Raw genomic sequence first — 19,009 nt, 5'->3', positions numbered from 1 at the left:
TGACTTCTGGACTGAGAAGTCGGATAGGGATGGACTCACGGGGCGGTGCCTGGGATCTGGAGTGACGTGACCAGTGGTGCTGTAGTGATCTCCACCTGCGGAGATTGGCCAAGGCGCCCTGGATCGACTGGCTCTGGCTGGCGATGTCGATCCCGCGGCACTGGGCGATGGGCCAGTCCTCCTTTTGTGCACTCACGGTCAGCTTTCGCTGCTCGCCCATGTCTCCGGTGTCCCACCTGCGCGGGTGGTTTGTCTCCAGTGCGCGTCTCGCTGGTTGTGTCGCGCTCGTGGGTGCGAGCGGTATCAAGTTCAACCATATCTCGAGGATCACTCTCATCTTCGCAGGTCAGGCTTCTGTAGATCCGTCGTGAAGCTTCGGAGGCCGTTGGTGAGTCCGTCAATGGGCGACGAGACACCTCGTTGGTGGAGCACTCCCGAGGGTCACGGCGCTGATGTGTTAGGAGTAGGACAGTTACGAGACAAATCTCGGAGATGAGGTTGTCAAGCTCGAAGATGAAAGATAGTCTCTGGGAGACGGCAGGTCAAAGCGTTGAGAGAGGTGGCCGTGACGCGAGATCGACGGTCGTTGCACGAACACGAGTGCAAAGTGCGGGACTGCTACGCGTCAGAGCTCGTCCAGCATCGCCCGGGCGAGTTGCTTGTCGCGCGGGAGAACAGTTACGACGGCACGGCCGTGCGCGCAGATATGCGCACGATCGATCGGAGCAACGTCACCCGCCTGTGGGAGTTTAAAATCCGCGCTAGTTACGAGGCTTTGGGGCAAATCTTGGTCTATGTCGCCATGGCGCGACGTGCGGAGGAAAGTGCTGGCAGCGGCTCTCTAATCCGTGGCGTCATTGCGGCTTTCGAATTTCGGTCTGAAATTCTATACGCCGTCGAGAGGATGAATCTTTCAATTGAGACAGTCGTTCTGCCGCATGTGCTTCGCAATGCTGGAAGAATCCCGTCTGTTGTGGAATCTGCATCACCTCCTGTAATTCCGTGTCAGTCTGGACTTTTCGTCTCGGCGGACGCCGAGACGGTCTACAAGGAGACGCTATGAATACGCCATTTATTAGTCAGAAAAAATTGATCAACACTGAAGAAATTGCCGAAGATGCGAAATTTGGAGGTCTGCGTATCCTACGTGTCAGTTCTGACCCTGAAGTACGGGACAATTTTGATCAGCATCGCTATCGATTTCAGCATGAGGGCGAGAAGCGGCATGTCATTCGCGGAACACTCTGCTTGAAAGGTGCCGAGGAGGGGTACCGGATCTGTGTCACGGTCCATCCCAGCCTACGGCAATTTACCGACCTGGTGCGGTACAATCCTTCCGATCCGCCACGTGCTGTCGATTATGAGGCTATTGGCATGAAAGCGGCCCACGTGAAGACGCAGAGCGACTTCAAAGGCGCAAAGGCCAATAATCGTGGCGATTTCCGCCGTTACATCCTTGAGGCTGTCCGCGGTGAGCGGATTGCCTACCTTCCCACTGTTACCGGGTGGCAGTCGGTCGAGGAGTTCGAGGAGGACCCGCAGCCTATTTTTGTCGCGTTCGATGAAGCGAACCCGGCGGCACTTTACGGCGAAATTTACTTGCCTAAGCGTCCCATCATGCAAGCCGACGGTCAGACTCAGACTGCTGCTCTGTTCGAGGCGGCGCAGAATCGCCTGGTGATCCAAGGTGGCGCGCTTGACACCTTTTTTGTGACTCTCGAAATTGAATTGAAGGTAAGCGTCGAAGCGGCGGCCCAGAGTTTCGCTGACCGCAACGGGCGCGGAACGAAGAAGAATACCAACCTGGTAGCAACCTTCGATACCTCCTCTGCGCTTGCTAAATTGCGCAATAAGGCGATCAAGGGCACTATCTTTGAGGAACGCGTCGCCGATGGTCGCAGCACAGGAGCTACGCTCACTGCGGTTCAGAACATTATTGATGCATCGACACTCGAGCAGATCTTGCTTAACGTAATTTCACACGGAAACCGAAAACGTGAACATATCAAGCACCATCACGTCGAGGCGGTGCTGCCGTATTGTCGCGAGTTTTTGCAGATGCTGGAAGATCAATTCGGCGACGCTTGGCGTGACACCAAGCAGCCTGATACGTATCGACGTCTGTACGTTCACGGATGGGCATTTGCCCTTAAGGCCCTCGCGTTGGCCTACAACCAGGTGCGGCGCGACAAACTTGGGCCGATCATGGAAGCGATGCAAAAGGAAACAGCAACCGGAGACGACACAACTGAGCAGTTGGAAAAGCGATTCGCCGAGATTGTCGCAGAACAGTCGGCACCTACTCCGATCATCTCTTTCGATGAGTTCAAGCAGCGTCTCGCTGCTGTGGACTGGCGGCGTGACCGGCGGCATTGGATCCGAATCACAGGTTATTTGCAGGATAAGAATGGAACTAAGAAGACGGCGACTCTTAAGTCTACCGGGGAGATTGTCGTCGCAGCAGCAGCCTCGAACACGCCAGCGCATATTGGCCAAGTTGAGAACAAGATCTTGTCTGCCACGTGGACGGACCTCATCAGTCACGAATCGGAGCCCCTCGACTAATCCTTATACTGCGTCAGGGGTATCCGTGCGTGGATGCGAGCAGGGGGGCGAGATCGTGACGACCGTGACTCGAGTTGGATGGCCTAGTTCTTTTGGGTAACTTTATCTCGAGGTTTACGGTGTCTTCACTGGTCGGGCGCTTATAAATCCGTCGCGAAAGCTTCAAGGGTTCGAATCCGCTACCCGTCACAACGAAGGCCCGTGTCCTCTTCGCGAGGGCACGGGCCTTCGTTGTGAGTGCTATGGACTTGGTCCGGTTTTCAGAGCAGCGCCAGGAATTTTGCTGGCGTCAATCCGGCCTGGCGAATGATGGAGGCGAGAGTGCCGCGTTTTACGGTCCCATGCATGGGGATGATCACCGCACGGCTGTTGGTGTCGCGGTAGACGGCATGGCTGCCCCTGGTGCGGGTGTACTCGAAGCCGACAGCCTCCAGCGCCCGGATGACCTTCTTGACCGAGAGATCGGACAGTGCTGGACTCACGCGGCGGTACCGGGGATCTGGAACGAGGTGACCAGGGGTGTCGTGGTGACCTCTGCCTCGGGAACTTCCTCGAAGTACAGCTCGACGGCGTCGCGGAGGTTGGCCAAGGCCTCCTGGATCGACTGGCCCTGGCTGGCGATGTCCACCTCAAGGCACTGGGCGATGAACCAATCCTCTTCTTGATGTACTGCTGCGGTCAGCGTCCGCTGTTCGCTCATGGCGCCAGTGTCCCACCTGTCCGGGTCGCGTGTCTCCGCAGACGCCAGGCCGGTCACGGGGTGCGGTCGTGGGTGCGAGCTGGGGTGCGAAGTCGTTGATCCCCGTGCCCCGTGACTGGTCAGCGTAGTCCATCCAGGTGAACCATTCCTCTGGGTTCATCTACATCTTCGCTGGTCAGGCGTCTGTAAATCCGTCGCGAAAGCTACAGAGGTTCGAATCCTCTACCCGCCACCACGAAGCCCGTGATCTGCGAGTTCAGATCACGGGCTTCGTCGGCTTTCAGGGGCCTCGGTGAAGTGGAGTTCGACGGCTTCGCGGAGGTTGGTCAGGGCCTCCTGGGGCGACTGGCCCTGGCTGGCGATGTCGACCTCGAGGCACTGGGCGACGAACCAGTCCTCTTCTCGGTGCATGGCCGCGGTCAGCGTTCGCTGTGTGCTCATCGACCCCGGTGTCCCACTCGGTCGGACTCTGTGTCTTCTGTGGACATCGGTTGTGGGTGCGAGTTCGGCTTGCCGGGCAATGTGCGGATGCCGTATGCGGAAATGGGGACAGGGGATCACCATTTCGAGTCGGGAATGTGTATTGGGGGTTTCGGGCGGGGACCGGGCGCGCCCCCTGTGGCGCGGCCGGTCCCCGTGGTGTCCCGCCGCGACGAGGGGGCCGCCCTTTCCGCTGCCGGCTGGGCCGCGGAAAGAATGGGAATAGTCGATCCCATTCGGGCGTGCTGCCGAATGGTGGGGGATGGTTGGGCTTTCTGTGGTAGCGCGGTGGCGCATTTGATGGATCTCTGCTGGTAAGCCGGTGAAGTCGAGGGTCTATCACCCGCAAGAGGGACGTCGGGAGGGGTGGGGGTGGTTAGTTTTCGGCTCCGAAGCGATGGATCCTACGCAGGGGGTTTGCTGAGATGGCGTGGAAAAGACGTGTGGGTGCGGTATTCGCGGTTGTCGCGGTTCTGGGGGGCACCGGGGTGGGTGCTTCGGCGCACGCGGACAAGAAGGGGGAGGTCGTCGCCCGGGTGGTGAGGGGTGGGCCGCCTTCGGGGGCCGTGGAGGTGGAGTTGGTGCCGGACACCGGGGTGGACCGGGCGACCGGGGAGGTGGGGGCGCAGGCGGCGTTCCTGCCGTTCAACTTCAACTTCGACTTCACCGCCAGCCTCGCCTCGCGGACCTTCTGGCCCGTCCTGGGGCGGGCGTGCGTGAGCCTGCGGGGGACCGGGAGCGCCGACCCGAGCTACTACCAGCGGGAGGTGAAGGTCGAGATGTGGGACGCCTACGGCACCGACACCAAGAAGGGCCTCACCGCCCGGTACTCGCTCAACGGCGGCTACTACGGCTACTGCTGGTCCGGTCTGGCCTCCGGCCACGAGCACTACTTCCGCATCTACAAGGACTGGAACCTCGGCGCCCGGGTGTGGGGCAACGGCTGGACCTCGCCCATCTGATCCCCTTGTCCGAGGACGGGGCGGTGTGAGCCGCCCCGTCCTCGTCCAGGAGGTGGGCTTCACAGGCCGTCCACCCGCAGGACGGTGGTGGCCGTGTCGGGGGTGGCGGACCGGCGGACTCGGACCACCGGTTCCACCTCGGTGACCACGCCGACGTTGATCAGGACCTCGGGGTGGTCCGGGTCGGCGAGGGTGATGCGGTTGCCGGGGGAGGGTTTGGTCCGGCCCCGGGGCTTGAAGACGACCGTGGTGTCGTCGACCGTGGTGAGGGTGCCGGGGGTGCCGGTGATGGCCACCGCGACCGGGAGGTCGGGGACGGCTCCCAGGTCCGTGGTGACCGCCCCGTCCGGGGCGACCACGCCGAGGAGGCCCTCCGGGCTGGCCAGCAGGCTGGTGCGGCCCGCGTCGGGGACGCTCAGCAGGTCGCTGGTGCGGGTCAGTGTGGTGACCGTGACCTGCGGGTCCGCCACGCCCGCGGTGACCGGCACCGACACCTCCCCCACCAGGGCCACCGTGTTCCACGCGCCCGCCCCGGTCTGGAACAGCGCCCAGGTCACCCCGGGTTCCACCGACGGCGTCGCCACCTGCTCGTCGAGGACCGACGTGTGCAGGGTGACCTCCCGCGCTCCCGGTTCGGCCAGGGCGAAGCCGATCGAGCCGCCGCCCGCGGGCACCTCGTCGCCCGGCAGGGCCTTGGCGGAGACGAAGCCGACCGCGCGTTGGCCGCGGACCACCGGTGCGGTGGCGCGCAGCACCAGCCGCGACGGGTCGGGGGTGCCCTGGGCGTCGAGTGGGCTGGTGGCGAAGCCCACGCGTTCCCCGCCGCCGGGGTCGACCGCGACCAGGACGACCACCACCAGTGACGCGGCCCGGTTGGGGGATGTGCCCGCGTAGACCACCCGTGACGCCCCGCCTTCCGGCCAGGCCGCGCGGGCCCGGTCGGCCAGCTCCGCATCGCCCACGAGGTCGCCGCGCGGGGCCCACTCGGTGACCGGTGCGGCCGGGGGCACCTCCGCGCCCCGGTCCCAGGCCGCGAACCCGCCCGCCACCAGTGCCAGTGCCACCACCGCCGCGGTGACCGACACCAGCGCGCGCTGCCGCCGCTGGGCGTGCCTGCGCTGGTGCAACACGCGCAGCACCCCGTCGACCGCGGCGCCGTCCCCGCGGACCTCGACCGCGTCGAGTTCGCGCCGGAGCCGGGTGACCGTCCGGTGGGTTTCGTCCCGTCCTCCCGCGATCACGGCCTCCTCCTCCCCGGCGCGGCGGGCTCGTCGGCCCCCCACAGCTCGCGCACCCTGGCCAGCCCTCTGCTGGTCAGCGACTTCACCGTGCCCACGGCGCAGCCCAGTTCCCCGGCGGCCTGCGCCTCGGTCATGTCCAGGACCACCCGGCACACGACCGCCGCCCGCTGCCGGGCGGGGAGCTGCTGCAGCACCGCCAGCACGTGGTGGCGGTCGTCGACCGCCCGGGAGAAGTCCGCCACGTCCAACTGCTCGGCGTACTCCGCCAGCGGCACCGGCGGCTTGCGCCGGACGGTCCGCAGGAACTCGTGGTAGACGGCCTTGCGCGCGTAGGCGACCGCGTTGTCCGCGGGCACCCTGCGCCACCGGGCCAGGCAGCGCAGCAGCGCCTCCTGCACGATCTCCTCCGCGTCGCTGCGGCGTCCGGCGAGCATCAGGGCGTAGCGCAGCAGTTGGTCGTACCGCTCGCGGACGAACGCGTCGAAGTCCGGGTCACCCGGCACGTCTTACCTCCCGATCCACTCCCCAGACCGCCCGGTCGCCCGGAAGGTTGCCGTGCCCGGCGGGAATCTCCCCGCCCGCGCTACCGTGCGGCCATGAGCACCGCCTTCCACCTCGCCATCCCGGTCGACGACCTCGACGCCGCCCGCCGCTTCTACGGCGAGCTGATCGGGTGCCCGCGGGGGCGGGAGGCCGACACCTGGGTGGACTGGGACCTGGGGGGCCACCAATTGGTCACCCACCTCGCCCCGGGCGGGCGCGGCGACGTGGCCGTCAACGCCGTCGACGGCCACGGGGTCCCGGTGCCGCACTTCGGCCTGGTCCTCGACGTCCCCGACTTCCACGCCCTGGCCGAGCGCCTGCGCGCGGCCGGGACCGAGTTCGTCATCGAGCCGCACGTGCGCTTCCCCGGGCAGCCCGGTGAGCAGTGGACCATGTTCCTGCGCGACCCGGCGGGCAACGCCCTGGAGTTCAAGGCCTTCGCCGACCGCGACCAGCTCTTCGCCCGCTGACGATGGACCTCGACCTCGTTTCGCGGACCGTGTCCCAGGGCCTGGCCGGTCCTCGCCCGAAGGCCGTCGTCGACGCCGTCCGGCGGGTGGTGGGCGTGCCCGCCCGCGACGTGTTCGCCGCCGCCCTGGCCGTCCGCGCCCGCACGGACGGGTTGGTGCTCGCGGACGTCGACGACGCGATCACCTCCGGTTCCGTGGTGCGGACCTGGGCGATGCGCGGCGCCCTGAACCTGGTCGACGCGGCGGACGCGGGCTGGCTGGTCGCCCTGCTGGGGCCGCGGGCCGCGCACGGGCTGCGGGAGCGCAGGCACCGGCTCGGGCTCGACGACGCCAGGGTCGCGCACGGCACGCAGGTGATCGCCGAGGCCGCGGTGGTCCCGCGCACGCGCCCGGAGCTGCTCGCCGACCTGGCCGCGGCGGGGATGGCGCTGGACGACAGCCGGGCCTTCGCGCAACTGGTCGCGCACGCGGCGATGGCGGGCGAGGTCGTCCGGGTCGCCGACCGGGACGGGGAGCCGACGTTCCTGCGCGCGGAACCGGTGGTCGAGGACGAGGCGGTGCTGCTGAACCGGCTCGCCCTGCGCTACCTCGACGGGCACGCGCCCGCCGGGTGGGAGGACTTCGCCACCTGGTCCGGCCTGCCCACCGGCAAGGCCAAGGCGGCGTTCGCCGGGCTGTACCCGCCCGCCGCGCGGCCGGAGCCGCCGCGGACCGTGCGGCTGCTGGGGCACTCGGACCCGTACCTGTCGGCGTACCGGTCGCGGACGTTCGTGGTGCCCTCGGGGTTCGAGGAGCGCGTGCAGGAGGGCGAGGGGGTGGTGAACCCGGTCGTCCTGGTGGACGGGGCCGCGGTGGGGACGTGGGGGTTGGAGGGCGACGAGGTGCAGGTGGCGCCGTTCGCGATCCTGCCGCGCGGGGTGGGGTCGTTGCTGCGGGTGGAGACGGGGGAGCTGGGCCGGTTCCTGGGGCAGCCGCTGACCCTGCGGGAACGGGCCTGAGGACCGGTCAGCGGCGGACCGGGCGGCGCAGCCACATCGTCCACAGCGGGCGGTAGCCGTGGGAGTACCAGAACGGCGTGGAGCGGGGGTTGGGCAGGGCGTGGTGCAGGAGGGTCACCGGGATGCCCTCGGCGTCGAGGACCCGGTGGGCGTGCGCGGCGAGGGCCGAGCCGACCCCGGAGCCGCGTTCGGCCGCGGTGACGCCGAGGCTGGCGAGGTAGGCCACCTCCGGTGCCGAGGTGTAGCGGCGGGCCCACTGCGAGGTGGGTGGGAGCTGGAGGTGGACGTGGCCGAGGACGCGGTCGCCGCGCACGGCCACCCAGACCGCGGGCCGGGGTTCGCCCAGGAGGAACACCAGTTGGTTGCGCAGGGCCTCGGCGGTGTCCTCGCGGGGGGTGACCTTCCCGAAGGGGGCGTCGTACTCGACGACCTCCAGGTTGAGGGCCACGAGGGTGTCGAGGTCGTCGGGGGTGGCGGGGCGGATGGTGGCGTCCGTCGGCGGGGTCGGGCCGGGGCGGCCCGCGGTGCGGGCGGCGATGGTGCTGACCGGGGCGAAGCCGCGGTGGACCAGGGCCAGGACCGCCTCGGTGTCGCGGCTGGGGAGTTCCAGGACCGCCGCCGAGTCCGTGTCGCCGGGGGTGGTGGCGCCGTGCAGGAGGTCGAACCAGGTGTCGAGGAGGGCGCCGAGGGTGTCGGCCCGGTCCGCGCCCGCCAGGCGGACCTCCAGGTTGTGCCGCTTCGCCGGGTCCCAGGTGCGCGCCGCCGTGCCGACCGCGGACTCCTGGTACCAGGCGATCGCCGCGCCGGAGGGCGCGGTGATCAGCTTGCCCGCGCCGGGGGACAGCGGCGGGGGTGCGGGCAGCAGTGGGTCCAGGTCGGCCAGGCGGGCGGCGTGCTCGTCGGCGACGGCGGCGACGGCGGTGAGGTCTGGGGCGGTGTCGGCGGGGCTCACGCGGTCATCCAAGCGCAGCGACCGGTCCGGTGTGCCGCGTTCGGGTCCGGACGGCTCCTCGTTCGGGTGGGTGACGCCGGGGACGCGCCCGGTGTCTCTGCGTTGGGACGGCGTTGCGCCAGTGGGGTGATTGTCGCCGCGCCCCGACCGGAAGGGGCGGCTGGTGTCGGCCGGGGTCCCCGGCGGCCCCGGGGTGTGCCGGGTGGATCTTCGTTGTGCACCTGGGCCAGGACTCGAGCGGGGGCGGGCCGGGCGGTCGTCGCTGGTGGCCCGGCGGGGACCCGGCGGCGCGAGAACGTGCCGGGGGTGCTCGACCGAGGACCGGTGGTGTTGCGGTGGTGAGCGGGAACCGGGTTCGGCGGGCCGTCGACCGGTGGACGGGTGCCTGAACTTGGTGTCCACGAGTAACTAGCACACGTGCCAGTTTCGCCTGATCGGGGTACAGTCAGCTCGCCGTCGGGGGACTCGCCATGCGCGGGGGTGGCCAGCAGGGCCATCCACCGGCCGTCCGAGGAGGTTGAATGTCGGACCACCATGGCGGGGCCGGTCCCGGCCCACTGCCTGCGGTGAGCACCACTGCCGACACCCCGGACGAGGGGCAGCAGTGGGCGTCCGAGGAGCCCCCGCCGAATCGGCGGTTCCTCGTCTTCTCCGTCCTGGTCCTCACCTCCTCCCTGGTCGCGGCGGCGCTGGTGTCGCCGTGGTCGATGCCCTCCGGCGGGGCGCAGGTGATCTGGGTCGGGCTGCTGCTGGCGCTGGGCTTCCTGGTCGCCGAGCAGCTCGGCATCAACATCGACGTGCGCAGCGGCGTGTCCTGGTCGATCTCCTTCTCCGAGATCCCCCTGGTCATCGGGTTGTTCGTGGCACCGTTCGAGGTGGTGCTGGCCGCGCACCTGGTCGCCGGTGTCGGCACGCTGCTGGTGCGCCGGGTGCAGGACCGCATCCTCTACAACGCGGGCGCCATGGTCTTCGAGATCGTCAGCGCCTTCGCCGTGTTCGGCTTCGTCAACCGCTGGCTGGCCGGGGTCGGCCCGAGCTGGACCGGCGTGCTCGCGGGCGCGCTGGCCGCCCCGCTGTCGAGCACCCTGCTGGCCCTGGTCTGCGTGCGCGTCCTCGGCCGCCGGATGCGGTTGGGCGCCGCGGTCCGTCTCGTCCTGCGCACCCTGGTCCTCGGCCTGGTCAACGCCTCCACCGGCGTCGTCGGCTACCAGGTCGTCATGCACGCCGAGGCCGGGTGGCCGCTGCTGGTGCTGGCCATGGGCGGGCTGGCCGCGCTCTACATCGCCTACTCCGGGCTGCTGCGCGAGCAGCGGGACCTGGAGGCTCTCTCCGAGGTCAGCCTGATCGTCGCCCGCTCCGGGCACCAGGCCGCGGCCAAGCCCTCGATGGGGCTGGCCGACCCGAACGAGGTCGCCGAGGTGACCGACCCCGACGAGTGGCAGGTCATCGCCGAGCGGATCAAGGACCAGCTCGGCGCCGCCAGGGTGGTGCTGCGGCTGCGGTTCGACCCGCAACTGCCGCTGCACACCGTGGTCTCCGGCGCCGACCTGCCCGGTGAGATGTACGACGTCGAGGCGACCGGGCCCAAGGCGGACGCGCTGCTGCGGCTGCCCGGCTCGCACGTGCGCCACTTCCGCCGCGGCGACGCGGTCCCCGAGGTGCGCCACGCCCTGCTGCGCCGCGACGCCGAGGAGGCGCTGGTGGTGCCGCTGCGCAGCGCCAGCCACCTGCTCGGCGTGGTCGAGGCGCACGACAAGCTGTCCAGGTGGCGCGGCTTCGGCCAGGCCGACACCCGGCTCATCGGCACCATGGCCAGCCACCTCGCCACCGCCATGGACAACCGCAGGCTGCTCGCCACCCTGCGCCACGACGCCTACCACGACCCGCTGACCGGCCTGCTCAACCGGCCCGGCTTCCGCCGCGCCGCCGGGGAGCCCATCCGCCAGCACCCCGACTCGGTCGTGCTGCGCATCGACCTCGACGTGCTCTCCACCGTCAGCGACGCCCTCGGCTACGCCTGGAGCGACCGGATGGTGGTGGCCGCGGGCAGGCGGCTGCGCGACGCGCTCGGCCCGGACGTGGCGCTGGCCCGGCTGGAGGGCGGCCAGTTCGCCGTGCTGCTGGCCGAGACCACCCCCGAGGAGGCGCACCGGGTCGCCGAGCGGCTGCGCTCCGGGCTCGCCGCCTCCTACCCGGTCGACCGGCTGACCGTCGAGGCCAGCTCCGTGGTCGGCTACTCCACCCCGCGCACGGTCGGCACCGACGCGGAGGACGCCCTCGAACTCGACGTCGACGCGCTGTTGCAGCGCGCTGACGTGGCGCTGCGCGCGGCCCGCTCCAGCGGCGAGAACGTGCGGGTCTACCTGCCCACGATGGGCCAGATCTTCCTGCGCCGCTTCCAGCTCGTCACCCAGTTCCGCCAGGCGCTGGAGACCGGGCAGGTCAAGGTGCACTACCAGCCGAAGGTGGCGCTGCCGAGCCGCCAGGTGCTCGGCGTCGAGGCGCTGGTGCGCTGGCGGCACCCGGAGTTCGGCAGGCTCGACCCGGACGAGTTCGTGCCCGCCGTGGAGGCCGCCGGGCTGGTGGACGCGCTGACCGGGTTCGTCATGGACCAGTCGCTGATCCGGGTGCGCAAGTGGCTCGACCGCGGGCTGCGGATCGCCGCCGCGGTGAACCTGTCGGTGCGCAGCCTGGACGACCCGAACTTCCCCGACCGCGTCGCCGAGGCGCTGGAGCGCCACCAGGTGCCGCCGGAGCTGCTGACGCTGGAGCTGACCGAGTCCGGGGTGATGGCCGACCCGCAGCGCGCCCTGCCGGTGCTGCGCCGGTTGCACACCCTGGGCGTGACGCTGGCGGTCGACGACTTCGGCACCGGCTACTCGTCGCTGGCCTACCTGCGGCAGCTCCCGGTGGACGAGGTGAAGATCGACAAGAGCTTCGTGCTCGGCATGGGCACCGACCTCGGCGACCTCGCCGTGGTCCGCTCCATCGTCGAGCTGGGCCACTCGCTCGGCCTGATCGTGGTGGCCGAGGGCGTGGAGGACGACGCCGCCCGCGACCAGCTCGCCGCGATGGGCTGCGACGTGGCGCAGGGCTACCTGATCTCCCGCCCGCTGTCGGAGAGCAGGCTGGAGGCCTGGCTCCAGGCCCGAACGACGCAGGCCAGGGGCTTGCGCGACGAGACCGTGCTGACCCTGCTCTCCTGAACGACCCCCCCGTTTTGACCCTGCGACACCGTTGTGTATGGTTACCCGCGTCGCCAGGGAAACCAGGCGGCAGGAGCCAGACCAGCCCCTTTAGCTCAGTCGGCAGAGCGTCTCCATGGTAAGGAGAAGGTCTACGGTTCGATTCCGTAAAGGGGCTCGACGGTTGAAGCCGCGGTTACACCGGGAATTTCTGCGGTGTGTCGCGGCTTGAACCATGTCATAGCGGCGTAGCTCAGTTGGTAGAGCAAACGGCTCATAATCGTTGTGTCGCCGGTTCAAGTCCGGCCGTCGCTACGTGATAGACCGAGGGGCTCGCCCCTCGCATCCTTGAGACCCGGTCCAGGCAGTGGGCCAGGTCTCTCCGCCCGCAGGGCGGTCATCGGTTACGAAAGGCATTGCTGTGGCTTCTACTGACGTGCGGCCGAAGATCACGCTCGCGTGTGAGAGCTGCAAGCACCGCAACTACATCACCAAGAAGAACCGGCGCAACGACCCGGACCGCCTGGAGATGAAGAAGTTCTGCCCGAACTGCGGCGCGCACAAGCTGCACAAGGAGACCCGCTGACCCACCGGGGCCCCCGGGCTCCCCTGGCAGGCTGACTGAGCCGTCCCACCTCGGTGGGACGGCTTTGGTCGTTTTCAGGCCCCCCTGGATAAGGTGCTTCCGTGGCACTCGACCAGTCGTTTGTGGGGCGTACCTACCCGCCTTCACCCGTGTACGAGGTGGGGCGGGCGAAGATCAAGGAGTTCGTGGACGCGATCGGCGACACCGATCCCGTGCACCGCGACCCGGAGGCCGCGCGCGCCGCGGGCTTCCCGGACGTGGTGGCACCGCCGACGTTCACCACCATCCTGAACCTCGAACTCATCAACACCATCGTGTCCGACCCCAAGCTGGGGCTCGACTACGGCCGGATGGTGCACGGGGACCAGAGCTTCGAGTACCACCGGCCCGTCGTGGCCGGGGACCGGCTGGTCGCGGTGGGGTCGGTGCAGAGCATCATGAGCCGGGCGGGCAACGACTTCATCGTGCTCAAGGCGGAGATCACCACCGAGGCGGGCGAGCCCAGGGTCACCGGCACGGCGCAGTTGGTCGTGCGGGACGCGGGAGCCGACACGTGAGCGCGCTGGAGAAGGGTGCCGAGCTGCCCCCGCTGCAGGTCCGGCTGACCCGGGCCGACCTGGTCCGGTACGCGGGCGCGGCGCTCGACCACAACCCGATCCACTGGAACGAGCGCTTCGCCAAGGAGGTCGGCCTCCCGGGCGTCATCGCGCACGGGATGCTGACCATGGGCGTCGCCGGTCGGGTCGTCACCGAGGCCCGGGTGGGCACGCTGGTCAGCTACAGCGCCCGGTTCACCCGGCCCGTGGTCGTCCCGGACGACGACAAGGGCGCCCTGGTGGAGCTGAGCGCCAAGGTCGGCGCGGTGCTCGACAACGGCGACCTGCGCATCGACATCACCGCCCGGTTCGACGGCCGGACCGTCCTCGGCAAGGCCATCGCCATCGTCCGCCCCTGAACCCCCCGGCGGCCGGACACCGGCCCGGCCGCCGGAATTGCTCCGGTCACCCGGGGGACGCCCGCAACATTTGTCGTCCGGGGCTGGCCAAACCGGGGGTGCGTCGGGTAATGCAGCCCACTCGCCCAGCCCCGGTGGGACGGGACTAGATTCGCCCGGGTGACGGCATCCGACCTCATCTCCTTCGCCCGCGGCGCCCCCTCCCTCGACATCATCGACGTGGCAGGCCTCAAGGCCGCCACGGACGCGGCGCTCACCCAAGACCCCGGCGGCGCCCTCGGCTACGGCACCGCGATCGGCTACCCCCCGCTGCGCAAGCTGCTCGCCGAGCGGCACGGCGTGGCCGAGGACCAGGTGCTGGTCACCAACGGCTCGATGCAGGCCGACGCGTTCCTGTTCGACCAGCTCGTCGTCTCCGGCAGCCCGGTCGTCGTGGAGCGGCCCACCTACGACCGCACCCTGCTCGGCCTGCGCGAGCGCGGCGCCGACGTGCGGCCGGTGGCGCTGGACCTCGACGGCATCGACACCGAGGAGCTGGCCGCCCTGCTCGACGGGGGCCTGCGCCCGACGTTCGCGCACATCATCCCCAACTTCCAGAACCCGGCTGGCTACACGCTGAGCCTGGCCAAGCGCAAGCGCCTGCTGGAGCTGGCCGAGCAGTACGACTTCGTCGTCTTCGAGGACGACCCGTACGCGCAGATCCGGTTCGCCGGTGAGCCGCTGCCGACCATGCTGGAGCTCGACGAGGGCCGCGGCCGGGTCGTCTACGCCAGCTCGTTCTCCAAGACGGTGGCCCCCGGCGTGCGCGTCGGCTACATCGTCGGCCCCAAGGAGCTGGTGGCGCGGGTGCGGGCGCGGGCGACCAACACCTACATCTCGCCCAACATGTTCGCCCAGGCCGTGGTCTACCAGTTCTGCGTCGACGGCGGCCTCGACCGGTCGATCGCCAAGGTCAACGCGGCCCTGGCCGAGCGGGTCGCGACGCTGTGCGCGGCGCTGGCCGAGCAGCTTCCGGAGGCGAAGTTCACCGCCCCCGAGGGCGGCTACTTCATGTGGGTCGAGCTGCCCGAGGGCGTCGACGTGGCGCGGCTGCTGCCCGCCGCAGAGGAGCGCGGGGTGACCTTCGTCAAGGGCACCGACTTCCTGCTGGAGGGCGGCGCGTCGACCATGCGCCTGGCCTACTCCGGGGTGCGCGCCGACCAGATCGCCGAGGGCGTCGGCCGCCTCGCCGAGGCGCTGCGCTCGTTGCAGGTCACCGCGGGCTGAGAGCACTGGTCACCCGGGATGTGGGCCTCGGTTGCGAGACCCACTCCCGGGTACCGTATGCTCTCGTGCTTGGGACGGCTTGATCGCCCACGCTGGTCCGCGCGAGCGGTAAGGTGGGGGTCGATCGGGTGCGTTCGCACCACGCAGCCGCGAGGCTGCACAGGGGCGTAGCTCAATTGGCAGAGCAGCGGTCTCCAAAACCGCAGGTTGCAGGTTCGATTCCTGTCGCCCCTGCGTTTGTCGCCCGGTCCGGCCCGAGTCCTCGACTCGGCCGGTCCGGGCGAACAGAACACACCGAGTGGAGGATGGCGTGGCCGAGGACAAGGAGCGGGAAGAGGGGCAGGAGCGCCCCTCTCGTCCGTCCACCGCCGCTTCCCGGCGGGAACGCCGCGGCACCGCCCGGCCCGCCGCCGCCGCTGCCTCCACGGGCAAGGACGTCGACCCCAAGACCGAGCGGGTCAAGGCGGTCCGCCCCGCGGGCAAGACCGGCGCGGCCGACGCGAGCGACAAGAAGGGCCGTGCGACCCCCAGCAGGGAGCGCAAGGCCGAGAAGGTGTCGTTCTTCGCGCGCATCGCCCGGTTCCTCCGCGAGGTCGTCTCCGAGCTGCGCAAGGTCATCTGGCCCACGCGCAAGCAGCTGATCACCTACACCGCCGTGGTGCTGGTGTTCGTCGCCTTCATGGTGGCGCTGGTCTCGGGCCTCGACCTCCTCCTCGGCAAGGGCGTTTTCTGGCTGTTCGGCTGAGCCCGCGCCCGCTGGGTGCGCCGGTCGGAACGGGCTGGGGACGTGATGTACGAAAGGAAGCGAGACCAACTGTGACCTCCGAGAACGGCGCCGCCGACGGGAGTGGCCTGTCCGCCCTCACCGACGACGAGGTCTTCGCGGCCAAGGACACCGAGTCCGACGCGGACGCGGTGGACTCCACCGAGACCGACAGCGCCGATGAGGCCGACGGCACCGACGGGGCCGACAGCGCGGACACCGACGCTGCGGACTCCGACGACGACGCGGACACCGAGGACTCGGCGGCGGCCGAGTCCGAAGCCGCTGAGACCGAGGCTGTTGAGTCCGAGGCTGTGGACAGCGCCGCTGTTGACGAGACCCCGATCGACGCCCCGCCCGCCGACCCGGTCGCCGAGATGCGCGACGCGCTGCGCGCGGCCCCTGGCGACTGGTACGTCGTGCACTCCTACGCGGGTTACGAGAACAAGGTCAAGACCAACCTCGAGACCCGCATCCAGACCCTCGACCAGGAGGAGTTCATCTTCCAGGTCGAGGTGCCGACCGAAGAGGTCACCGAGATCAAGAACGGCCAGCGCAAGCAGGTGCAGCGCAAGGTGCTGCCCGGCTACATCCTGGTCCGGATGGAACTCAACGACGCCTCCTGGTCCGCGGTCCGCAACACCCCCGGGGTCACCGGTTTTGTCGGCGCGACCTCCAAGCCGTCGCCGCTGACCATCGACGAGGTGCTGAAGTTCCTCCTCCCGCGGGTCGAGGAGGCCAAGCCGGACAAGGCCAAGGGCTCCTCCGGCGGCGCGTCCCGCGGTCCCGCGGTCGAGGTGGACTTCGAGGTCGGCGAGTCGGTCACCGTCATGGACGGCCCGTTCGCCACGCTGCCCGCCACGATCAGCGAGGTCAACGCCGACGGGCAGAAGCTGAAGGTCCTGGTGTCGATCTTCGGCCGGGAGACCCCGGTCGAGCTGTCGTTCACCCAGGTCTCCAAGATCTGATCCGCTCCCCGCCCGCGGGGACGGACGGCCGCACCCGGCGCAGCCATTCGCCGGGTGCGGACCCTGTGGCCGTACCTGGCCACTCCCGATGGAAACAGGAAGCACGGAAATGCCACCCAAGAAGAAGAAGCTCGCAGCGATCATCAAGCTGCAGATCAAGGCGGGCCTGGCCAACCCGGCCCCGCCGGTCGGCCCCGCGCTGGGCCAGCACGGCGTCAACATCATGGAGTTCTGCAAGGCCTACAACGCCGCGACCGAGTCGCAGCGCGGGCAGGTCGTGCCGGTCGAGATCTCCGTGTTCGAGGACCGCTCGTTCGACTTCAAGCTCAAGACCCCGCCCGCGGCGAAGCTGCTGCTCAAGGCCGCCGGGGTGGAGAAGGGCTCGCCGGAGCCGCACACCAAGAAGGTCGCCAAGGTGACCTGGGACCAGGTGCGCGAGATCGCCGAGACCAAGAAGGCCGACCTGAACGCGGTCGACATCGACCAGGCCGCCAAGATCATCGCGGGCACCGCCCGCTCGATGGGCATCACGGTCGAGTAGGACCCGCTCCACCAGCACCGACGTGGGAGGGCCGAGCGCGGCTCGCACCACAACTGATCAGCGGACGCCGGTTCGCCTTCCTGACCGGCACCGCACTCCAGGACTTACCAGAGGAACAGCAATGGCAAAGCGCAGCAAGGCATACCGTCAGGCGGCGGAGCTGATCGACCGCGAGCGGCTCTACAGCCCGCTCGAGGCGGCCAACCTCGCCAAGGACACCTCCAAGGTGAAGCTGGACGCGACCGTCGAGGTCGCCATCCGGCTCGGCGTGGACCCCCGCAAGGCCGACCAGATGGTCCGCGGCACGGTCAACCTGCCGCACGGCACCGGCAAGACCGCCCGCGTCATCGTCTTCGCCACCGGCGACAAGGCCGCCGAGGCCGAGGCCGCCGGTGCCGACGCCGTGGGCGCCGAGGACCTGATCGAGCGGATCCAGGGCGGCTGGCTCGACTTCGACGCCGCGATCGCCACCCCGGACCAGATGGCCAAGGTCGGCCGGATCGCCCGCATCCTGGGCCCGCGCGGCCTGATGCCGAACCCGAAGACCGGCACCGTCACCCCGGACGTCACCAAGGCCGTCAACGAGATCAAGGGCGGCAAGATCAACTTCCGGGTGGACAAGCAGGCCAACCTGCACCTGGTCATCGGCAAGGTCTCCTTCGACAAGGAGAAGCTGGTCGAGAACTACGCCGCCGCGCTGGACGAGGTCCTCCGGGCCAAGCCGTCGGCCGCGAAGGGCCGCTTCCTGAAGAAGATCACCTTCTCCACCACGATGGGCCCCGGCATCCCGGTCGACCCGTCGCGCACCCGCAACCTGCTGGAGGACGAGGCGGCTGTCTGAGCCTCCCCTCCACGAAACGAGGGCGGTCCCGCTTCGGCGGGGCCGCCCTCGTTCGTCGTCCGGCCTCGTTCAGCAGGTCTCGCGCTCGTGCCGGGAGATGGTCCACTGGTCGCCGCGCGAGCCCTCGATGACCTTGATCGTGAAGCGGCCCAGGCGCGGACCGGCGCTGACCTCCAGGTCGCAGGAGCTGACCACCACCGTCTTGTCCGGACCGGGGACGAGGCTGACGTCGGTGGGGAAGTACACCTCGGCGTAGTCGTTCTTGCCGGTCACCTCCGCGTGCAGCCGCCGCACCGCGGTGGCGCAGTCGGGGGCGTTGAAGTGGTTCGCGAACGACCGCTCCACCGCCTCGGTCTCGAACCGGGTGCAGGCGTCGGGGAGGGTCTCCTGGGCGACGTTGTCGTAGAAGGCGCGGATGGCCTCCTTCGGGTCGGTGGCGAACAGCACCGTGCGCTCGGTCTTGAAGCCACCGGTCACCGAGGCCGGGAGGTTCTCGTCCGGGTTGCCGAAGTACTTCTCGTAGGCCCAGTTCAACGCCAGGACCACCACCAGGAGGAACGCCAGCCTGCGCAGCCACTTGGACAGCAGCAGCTTCTTCCACACCGGCTTGCCCCGGCGGCGCGGCCTGTCCGGTTCCGGGGCCTCGCCGAACTGCGAGGAGTCGCGGAACTCCTGGAAGCGCTGGAACTCCTGGAACTGCCGCCAGCGCTCGGCTTCCTCCGCGCTCAGGGGTTGGCCGGGCGGGGGAGTCGGGCCCTGCGCCGCGGGGGGCGGTGCCGGGGGGCGCAGGGCGGGCGGCCTCGACTCGGGGTCGCCGGGTCCTGACTGCTGGTTGTCGGCCACGTCGACCATTGTGCCGTGACCCGATTTGGAGAGTCGACAGCCGGGCGCGTACTCTTGCCGGTAGTTCTACCGAAGACCGCTGGTTTCCCGCGCTGCCCGCCAGGGCCGCGCAGGACGAAGGCCCCGGATGTGGGCGGCCCGCGCAGGGGG

The 19,009-nt window shown here is 69.2% G+C and carries 20 protein-coding genes and 3 tRNA genes; 16 read left to right on the top strand and 7 right to left on the bottom strand.

Features of this window, described 5'->3' with window-relative positions:
- The first annotated feature begins 1,059 nt into the window (after positions 1-1,059).
- Positions 1,060-2,565 (top strand): DNA sulfur modification protein DndB, encoded by a 1,506-nt coding sequence (locus tag L6E12_RS06240; RefSeq protein ID WP_236226919.1) that lies wholly within the window; start codon positions 1,060-1,062, stop codon positions 2,563-2,565.
- Positions 2,566-2,825: 260 nt separating this feature from the next.
- On the opposite strand, the gene L6E12_RS06235 is transcribed toward L6E12_RS06240, so the two are convergent.
- From L6E12_RS06235 to L6E12_RS06225, 3 genes are all read right to left on the bottom strand, one after another.
- Positions 2,826-3,047, bottom strand: a complete 222-nt coding sequence (locus L6E12_RS06235; RefSeq protein WP_236226918.1) for a type II toxin-antitoxin system HicA family toxin — start codon at positions 3,045-3,047, stop codon at positions 2,826-2,828.
- Entirely contained in the window at positions 3,044-3,265 is a 222-nt protein-coding gene (locus L6E12_RS06230; RefSeq protein ID WP_236226917.1) for a type II toxin-antitoxin system HicB family antitoxin, read from the bottom strand. The genes L6E12_RS06235 and L6E12_RS06230 overlap by 4 nt, the downstream gene beginning before the upstream one ends.
- Before the next feature lie 261 nt (positions 3,266-3,526).
- On the bottom strand, positions 3,527-3,706 hold the full coding sequence (locus L6E12_RS06225) for a type II toxin-antitoxin system HicB family antitoxin (protein WP_236226916.1): 180 nt from the start codon (positions 3,704-3,706) through the stop codon (positions 3,527-3,529).
- Between the two features lie 620 nt (positions 3,707-4,326).
- Between L6E12_RS06225 and L6E12_RS06220 the strand changes: the two genes are divergently transcribed.
- Positions 4,327-4,707: a hypothetical protein gene (locus tag L6E12_RS06220; RefSeq protein WP_236226915.1), complete on the top strand. Its 381-nt coding sequence runs from the start codon at positions 4,327-4,329 to the stop codon at positions 4,705-4,707.
- A gap of 59 nt (positions 4,708-4,766) precedes the next feature.
- On the opposite strand, the gene L6E12_RS06215 is transcribed toward L6E12_RS06220, so the two are convergent.
- Together L6E12_RS06215 and L6E12_RS06210 are read right to left on the bottom strand one after the other, a co-directional pair.
- A complete protein-coding gene (locus tag L6E12_RS06215; protein WP_236226914.1) occupies positions 4,767-5,948 on the bottom strand; it encodes a hypothetical protein in 1,182 nt (393 codons plus the stop codon).
- Positions 5,945-6,451: a sigma-70 family RNA polymerase sigma factor gene (locus L6E12_RS06210; RefSeq protein WP_236226913.1), complete on the bottom strand. Its 507-nt coding sequence runs from the start codon at positions 6,449-6,451 to the stop codon at positions 5,945-5,947. The genes L6E12_RS06215 and L6E12_RS06210 overlap by 4 nt, the downstream gene beginning before the upstream one ends.
- A gap of 93 nt (positions 6,452-6,544) precedes the next feature.
- Between L6E12_RS06210 and L6E12_RS06205 the strand changes: the two genes are divergently transcribed.
- The gene (locus L6E12_RS06205; protein ID WP_236226912.1) at positions 6,545-6,961 is read left to right on the top strand and encodes a VOC family protein; all 417 of its coding nucleotides are present in this window, start codon (positions 6,545-6,547) and stop codon (positions 6,959-6,961) included.
- A 2-nt stretch (positions 6,962-6,963) separates the two neighbouring features.
- A complete protein-coding gene (locus L6E12_RS06200; protein WP_236226911.1) occupies positions 6,964-7,959 on the top strand; it encodes a DNA glycosylase AlkZ-like family protein in 996 nt (331 codons plus the stop codon).
- 7 nt (positions 7,960-7,966) lie between these two features.
- Here L6E12_RS06200 and L6E12_RS06195 read toward each other — a convergent pair whose 3' ends face one another.
- Positions 7,967-8,911, bottom strand: coding sequence for a GNAT family N-acetyltransferase (locus tag L6E12_RS06195; RefSeq protein WP_236226910.1), 945 nt, complete (start codon positions 8,909-8,911; stop codon positions 7,967-7,969).
- Between the two features lie 521 nt (positions 8,912-9,432).
- Here L6E12_RS06195 and L6E12_RS06190 point away from each other — a divergent pair.
- From L6E12_RS06190 to rplA, 12 genes are all read left to right on the top strand, one after another.
- Positions 9,433-12,117, top strand: coding sequence for a bifunctional diguanylate cyclase/phosphodiesterase (locus tag L6E12_RS06190; protein ID WP_236226909.1), 2,685 nt, complete (start codon positions 9,433-9,435; stop codon positions 12,115-12,117).
- Positions 12,118-12,201: 84 nt separating this feature from the next.
- A tRNA-Thr gene (locus L6E12_RS06185) sits at positions 12,202-12,274 on the top strand.
- Positions 12,275-12,338: 64 nt separating this feature from the next.
- Positions 12,339-12,411: transfer RNA gene (locus L6E12_RS06180), tRNA-Met, on the top strand.
- Between the two features lie 106 nt (positions 12,412-12,517).
- The gene (gene rpmG, locus L6E12_RS06175) at positions 12,518-12,682 is read left to right on the top strand and encodes a 50S ribosomal protein L33 (RefSeq protein WP_035279464.1); all 165 of its coding nucleotides are present in this window, start codon (positions 12,518-12,520) and stop codon (positions 12,680-12,682) included.
- Between the two features lie 101 nt (positions 12,683-12,783).
- Positions 12,784-13,239, top strand: coding sequence for a MaoC family dehydratase N-terminal domain-containing protein (locus L6E12_RS06170; RefSeq protein WP_236226908.1), 456 nt, complete (start codon positions 12,784-12,786; stop codon positions 13,237-13,239).
- Between the two features lie 5 nt (positions 13,240-13,244).
- Positions 13,245-13,637, top strand: a complete 393-nt coding sequence (locus tag L6E12_RS06165) for a MaoC/PaaZ C-terminal domain-containing protein (protein WP_240012453.1) — start codon at positions 13,245-13,247, stop codon at positions 13,635-13,637.
- Positions 13,638-13,796: 159 nt separating this feature from the next.
- Positions 13,797-14,903, top strand: a complete 1,107-nt coding sequence (locus L6E12_RS06160) for a PLP-dependent aminotransferase family protein (protein ID WP_236226906.1) — start codon at positions 13,797-13,799, stop codon at positions 14,901-14,903.
- A 161-nt stretch (positions 14,904-15,064) separates the two neighbouring features.
- Positions 15,065-15,137 (top strand) — tRNA-Trp (locus L6E12_RS06155).
- 76 nt (positions 15,138-15,213) lie between these two features.
- Entirely contained in the window at positions 15,214-15,648 is a 435-nt protein-coding gene (secE, locus tag L6E12_RS06150; protein WP_236226905.1) for a preprotein translocase subunit SecE, read from the top strand.
- A gap of 71 nt (positions 15,649-15,719) precedes the next feature.
- Complete coding sequence (gene nusG, locus L6E12_RS06145; protein WP_236226904.1) at positions 15,720-16,634, top strand: transcription termination/antitermination protein NusG; 915 nt, start codon at positions 15,720-15,722, stop codon at positions 16,632-16,634.
- 109 nt (positions 16,635-16,743) lie between these two features.
- Positions 16,744-17,175, top strand: coding sequence for a 50S ribosomal protein L11 (gene rplK / locus L6E12_RS06140; RefSeq protein WP_035279476.1), 432 nt, complete (start codon positions 16,744-16,746; stop codon positions 17,173-17,175).
- Positions 17,176-17,296: 121 nt separating this feature from the next.
- A complete protein-coding gene (gene rplA, locus L6E12_RS06135; RefSeq protein ID WP_035279477.1) occupies positions 17,297-18,016 on the top strand; it encodes a 50S ribosomal protein L1 in 720 nt (239 codons plus the stop codon).
- A gap of 69 nt (positions 18,017-18,085) precedes the next feature.
- Here rplA and L6E12_RS06130 read toward each other — a convergent pair whose 3' ends face one another.
- Entirely contained in the window at positions 18,086-18,859 is a 774-nt protein-coding gene (locus L6E12_RS06130) for a hypothetical protein (RefSeq protein ID WP_236226903.1), read from the bottom strand.
- Between the last annotated feature and the right edge of the window lie 150 nt (positions 18,860-19,009).

The organism is Actinokineospora sp. PR83 (genome assembly GCF_021056305.1).
GTDB classification, from domain to species: Bacteria; Actinomycetota; Actinomycetes; order Mycobacteriales; family Pseudonocardiaceae; genus Actinokineospora; species Actinokineospora spheciospongiae.
The sequence above is the reverse complement of the archived record's forward strand: the minus strand, read 5'-3'. Positions and strand labels throughout refer to the sequence as shown.

Excerpts from the sequence above, each read along its gene's own strand:
- L6E12_RS06205 (WP_236226912.1), top strand. The coding sequence starts at position 6,545 with ATGAGCACCGCCTTCCACCTCGCCATCCCGGTCGACGACCTCGACGCC.
- L6E12_RS06225 (WP_236226916.1), bottom strand. The coding sequence starts at position 3,706 with ATGAGCACACAGCGAACGCTGACCGCGGCCATGCACCGAGAAGAGGAC.
- L6E12_RS06200 (WP_236226911.1), top strand. The coding sequence starts at position 6,964 with ATGGACCTCGACCTCGTTTCGCGGACCGTGTCCCAGGGCCTGGCCGGT.
- L6E12_RS06230 (WP_236226917.1), bottom strand. The coding sequence starts at position 3,265 with ATGAGCGAACAGCGGACGCTGACCGCAGCAGTACATCAAGAAGAGGAT.
- L6E12_RS06240 (WP_236226919.1), top strand. The coding sequence starts at position 1,060 with ATGAATACGCCATTTATTAGTCAGAAAAAATTGATCAACACTGAAGAA.
- L6E12_RS06190 (WP_236226909.1), top strand. The coding sequence starts at position 9,433 with ATGTCGGACCACCATGGCGGGGCCGGTCCCGGCCCACTGCCTGCGGTG.
- rplA (WP_035279477.1), top strand. The coding sequence starts at position 17,297 with ATGGCAAAGCGCAGCAAGGCATACCGTCAGGCGGCGGAGCTGATCGAC.
- rplK (WP_035279476.1), top strand. The coding sequence starts at position 16,744 with ATGCCACCCAAGAAGAAGAAGCTCGCAGCGATCATCAAGCTGCAGATC.